A 4,793-nucleotide genomic window follows, 5' to 3' on the forward strand; every position below is an offset into this window, starting at 1 on the left:
CGGGTCGAGGCCGTTGGTCGGCTCGTCGAGGACGAGGAGGCGGCGGGGGCGGAGCAGCGCGGCGGCGAGGCCGAGGCGCTGCTTCATGCCGAGCGAGTACGTACGGGCCTTGCGGTGCGCGGCGGGGGTGAGCCCGACGCGTTCCAGGGCCTCGGTGACGCGGCGTTCGCGGTCGGCGCGGGAGGCGGTGGGGTCGGCGGCGTCGAGACGGCGCAGGTTGTCGCGGCCCGAGAGGAAGCCGTAGAGGGCGGGGCCCTCGATGAGCGCGCCGACGTGCGGCAGCACCCGGCGCCCCGCGCCCGGCATTTCGCCGCCGAGCACGCGCGCGCGGCCCGCGGTCGGCGCGATGAGCCCGAGCAGCATCCGGATCGTCGTCGTCTTGCCCGAGCCGTTGGGGCCGAGGAAGCCGAAGACGCTGCCCTCGGGCACGCGCAGGCCGAGCCCGTCGACGGCGAGCCGGTCGCCCGGGTACCGCTTCGTCAGGCCGTCGGTCTCGATGACGAGAGGGGCGAGGGGGCCGGGAGGGGCGGGCGGGCCGAAGGCGGTGTCCGGGGCCGGGGCCGCCGTCGGGGTGACGGCGGCCTCTCCCGCTTCCGTGGGTCGGGCGCTCACGTGTGCGACTCGGCCGCCTTCACGAGGGTGTCCTTCGTCACCGCGCCCGCGTAGACGTGGCCGTCCTCCGTGAGGAGGACGTTGACGAGGCGCGTGGAGAAGAGGCGGCCGGTGCCGAAGGAGCCCTTGACCTCCTTGGCGAGGCTGTCCATGAGCTTCCCGGCCTGCCCCGCGTCCCCGGAGGACAGGCCCGCGGCCGCCTCGCCCGGCAGGTCCAGGCGCGCGACGGTCGTCCAGCCCTCGCCGTACGTGCGGGAGCCGCCGAGCAGGTCCTTGAGCGCCCCGGCGTCGGGCGCGGCCGAGCGGTCCGCCGGCGCCTGCTGCTTCGGCTCGGTGACCTCCGTGCCCTTCGGCGGCGTGAACGAGAACGTCTTCGCCTTCGGGGCGGTGAAGCTCACCTTCGTGAAGCCCGCCTCCACGACCGGCTTGCCGCCGTCGCGCGCGGTGAGCGCGGCCCGCAGCGGGGTGCCCGTCTTCGCGTCGACGAGGACGCGCACCGCCTTGACCGTGGAGCCGGACTGCTTCGGCTCGACGACGAGCTGGTAGGCGTCCCGGCCCGCGACGCGCGCGGTGCCGTCCGCGCGGACCGTGGTGTGCGCGTCGACCGCCTTGAGGGCCTGGTCGGCCAGCTCCTGCGGGGTGAGGGCGGTGTACGGGGAGCGCTCCTCGTGCTGCCCGGACCGCGGTACCTCCAGGCGGACGGCCTTGTCGCTCGCGCTGTCGTAGGCCCAGGCGCGGGCGCCGTCGCGGATGATGCTGTACTCGGCCGCGTCCTCCAGGATCGAGAGGCGCTGGCGTTCGGGGCCGTCCGCCGCGAGGCGCAGCGTGTGCGTGCCGCTCGCCAGCTCGGTGAGCTTGGCCTGCGGGTCGGCGCCGCCGCCGCTGCCCTTCGCGGCGCCGCCGAGGCCGGCGATGCCCGCGCCGTCGAGGCCGGGGAGACCCAGGTCCGTACTGACGCGCACCGTGCCGGAGAAGTGCTCCTCGTGGGCGCCCGCGAGCTTCGCCACGAGCTGGTGCGCCGTCAGCTCGGGCAGGTCGGGGTCGCCGCTGTCCGCGAGGGCCGGGACGAGGCCCACCGTCAGCGCGGTCACTCCCACGACCGCCGCCGGGACCGCGTACCGGGCCGCCTTGCGGCGTGCCGCCCGGTACCGGGTGTCCTCCGGCCGGTCGTCGCCGGGCCGGTTGCCTTCCGCCTGTGCCGTCATCCGTGCCACCTCCGTCGCCATTCTCCCCCGTGGGGGTTCCCGCAGGAGCGGTCAGTACCCATCCGACCAGAGCGGGGGCGACAAAGCGTCAGCCTTGGGGGCCAAAGTGACGTACCCCTGTGGGATGACGGCGTCAGGGATCTCCCGTACGACGTGGGGTGGAGTCCTGGTCCGGGTGGACCGGGCCGGGCTCAGCCCACCCGGTGGACGACCGCGTCGCAGAGGTCGGCCAGCGAGGTGCGGGCCGGGGTGTCCGGGAGGGCCTGGAGGGCGGCGCGGGCGTCGTGCGCGTAGCGCGCCGTGTCCTCGCGGGCCTGGGCCAGCGCCGGGTGGACGCGCATGCGGGCCACCGCCTCGGCGAGTCGCGCGTCGTCGGAGAGGTCGCCGCGCAGCAGCGTGTCGAGCGCGACGTCCTCCGCGAGGCCGAGCCGCGCGATCCGCTCCCGCAGCCGCAGCACGGGCAGCGTCGCGATGCCCTCGCGCAGGTCGGTGCCGGGCGTCTTGCCGGACTCGTAGCTGTCCGAGGCGATGTCGAGCACGTCGTCGGCGAGCTGGAAGGCGACGCCGAGCCGCTCCCCGTACTGCGCGAGGACCTCCACGATCTCGCCGCCCGCGCCGGACATCATCGCGCCGTACCGCGTCGCGACGGCGACGAGCGAGCCCGTCTTGCCGCTGAGCACGTCGAGGTAGTGGTCGACCGGGTCGCGGCCGTCCCGCGGCCCCGCCGTCTCCAGGATCTGGCCCGTGACGAGCCGCTCGAACGCCTCGGCCTGGATGCGTACCGCCTCGGGGCCGAGACCCGCGAGGATCTGCGAGGCGCGCGAGAAGAGGAAGTCACCGGTGAGGACGGCGACGGAGTTGTCCCAGCGGGCGTTGGCGCTCTCCACGCCCCGCCGCACGGTCGCCTCGTCCATCACGTCGTCGTGGTAGAGGGTCGCGAGGTGGGTCAGCTCCACGACGACCGCCGAGGGGACGATGCCCGGGGCCTCCGGATCGCCGAACTGCGCCGCGAGCATCACCAGGAGCGGCCGGAAACGCTTGCCCCCGGCGAGCACGAGGTGCTGGGCCGCTTCGGTGATGAAGGGCACCCCGCTCTTGGTCGCGTCCAGCAAGCCTTCCTCGACAGCCGTCAACCCGGCCTGGACATCGGCTTCGAGAGCCTGGTCCCGCACGCTCAGCCCAAATGGCCCGACGACGGTCACGAAGGGTTCTCCTGTCTGCTGACGATCACACGGTGTGTCGATGTGTCGCTGCTGCCTCTCAAGGCAGCGTATCCGGTCCCCTTTCGATCACAGAGAGCGCCTGCCCGACCAGCACAGGCGGTATGCGACCGACACCGGTATGTTCGTGATCAACTCATATGAACGCAAAGCGTTCCGAACCCACGCGGACCCGCGCGGATCGCCCGGACCCACGCGCAGGGACAGTCGTCGACCCTATCCGCCCGGGGGCCCTTCCCCTCCGTACCCCCGTACGGGTCCCCCACCCCCACGCGGGCGGGCCCGACGCGCCCGCCCGCGTCACGCGCCGTACAGGCGCTCAAGGACCACGGCGACGCCGTCCTCCGTGTTGGCGCACGTCACCTCGTCGGCGACGGCGAGCAGCTCCGCGTGCGCGTTCGCCATCGCGACGCCGTGCCGCGCCCAGCCGAACATGGGGATGTCGTTCGGCATGTCGCCGAAGGCGATCGTGTCGGCGCCCGTGCACCCGAGCAGCTCGGCGGCCCGTTCGAGCCCGTACGCCTTCGAGAGCCCGCGCGGCTGGAGCTCGACGGCGCCCGGGCCCGCCATCACGACGTTCACGAGGTCCCCGACGACCGCCCGCGCGACTCCGGCGAGCGCGTCCTCGCTGCGGCCGTCCGCCATCAGGAGCACCTTGCAGATCGGCCGCGACCACAACTCGGAGCGCCGCCGCACCCGTACGGAGGGCAGCGTCGGCGGCGGGGTGACGAAACCGGGCTCCATGAGCATGAGGCCGTCGCTGCCGTCCTGGTTGACGCCCGCGTACACCTGCCCCAGCTCCGCCTCGATCTTGCCGAGCGCCGTCTCGGCCAGCTCGCGCTCCATGCGCACGGAGTGCACGAGGCGTCCCGAGTCCGTGTCGTAGACCTGCGCGCCCTGGGCGCACACGGCGAGCCCCCGGTAGCCGATCGCGTGCAGGAGGGTGCGGGTCTGCGGGGCGGGGCGGCCCGTCACGACGATGTGCCGCGCGCCCGCGCGCCCGGCCCGCGCGAGCGCGGCTTTCGTGCGCGCGGTGACCGTGTCCCGCTGGTCCCGCAGGAGGGTGCCGTCCAGATCGGTGGCGACGAGGGAGTACGGGGACGCTGCGGCCATGCGGCAAAGGATAAGGACGGGAAGGGGGTGACGGGAGGGGCGTGCCGAATGTGACGGGGGCATGGGCCCCTCGGGCTCAGCGGGTCGGGCCCGGCCGGGACCGGCCGGTTACGGCCGCTCACCGGTGCGCGGCGTGCAGGTGGGCGGCCAGGCGCGGGGACGCGTACTCGGTGCCGCAGACGAAGCGCATGACGGGGCCGTACGAGGCCGCCGCCGGGAGCCCGGTGAAGTAGAGGCCCGGGAGCGAGGAGCGGAACCCGGCGCCGAGGCGGGGTGCGCCGCGGCTCGTGCCGAGCGCCGCGCGCAGGCCCGCGCCGAGGAAGCCGAGGGCCCCGACGTCCACGCGGTAGCCCGTCGCCGCGAGCACGTGATCGGCCCGGGCCTCCTCCGTACGGCCGTCCAGGCCCCTCATCCTCACGACGAGTTCTTCGTCCTTCCGGGTGACGGCCTCGACGGCCCGTACCTCCTGGGTCGTCACCCTTCCCTCGTAGCGCTCGCGCAGCCACCACGCGCCGAGCGGGCCGAGGACCCGCCGCACGCCGAAGTGCCGGGCCCCGGCGGGCAGCGCGCGGTAGAAGCCGGGGTGGTAGCTGAGGACGTGCAGCGACCAGGCGTTGCCGAAGGGCGAGCCGGGGCGCAGGCG

Annotated in this window: 4 protein-coding genes and 1 pseudogene; all 5 read right to left on the bottom strand. The window is 74.6% G+C overall.

Annotation, left to right across the window (positions count from 1 at the left end; genetic code table 11):
- Positions 1 to 612: ATP-binding cassette domain-containing protein (locus G3I42_RS09800; RefSeq protein ID WP_164284340.1), on the bottom strand; the 612-nt coding region annotated here is incomplete at its 3' end.
- Entirely contained in the window at positions 609 to 1,838 is a 1,230-nt protein-coding gene (locus tag G3I42_RS09805) for a sigma-E factor regulatory protein RseB domain-containing protein (RefSeq protein ID WP_164284342.1), read from the bottom strand. The genes G3I42_RS09805 and G3I42_RS09800, both read right to left, overlap by 4 nt.
- A gap of 170 nt (positions 1,839 to 2,008) precedes the next feature.
- Positions 2,009 to 3,019 carry a polyprenyl synthetase family protein gene (locus G3I42_RS09810; RefSeq protein WP_164284344.1) on the bottom strand — a complete coding sequence of 337 codons (1,011 nt, stop codon included), beginning with the start codon at positions 3,017 to 3,019 and terminating at the stop codon, positions 2,009 to 2,011.
- 318 nt (positions 3,020 to 3,337) lie between these two features.
- Complete coding sequence (locus tag G3I42_RS09815; RefSeq protein WP_164284346.1) at positions 3,338 to 4,150, bottom strand: HAD hydrolase family protein; 813 nt, start codon at positions 4,148 to 4,150, stop codon at positions 3,338 to 3,340.
- A 118-nt stretch (positions 4,151 to 4,268) separates the two neighbouring features.
- Positions 4,269 to 4,793, bottom strand: a pseudogene (locus G3I42_RS09820) (NAD(P)/FAD-dependent oxidoreductase); the annotation flags it as partial.

This window comes from Streptomyces sp. SID11385, from assembly GCF_010548245.1.
Lineage (GTDB): Bacteria > Actinomycetota > Actinomycetes > Streptomycetales > Streptomycetaceae > Streptomyces.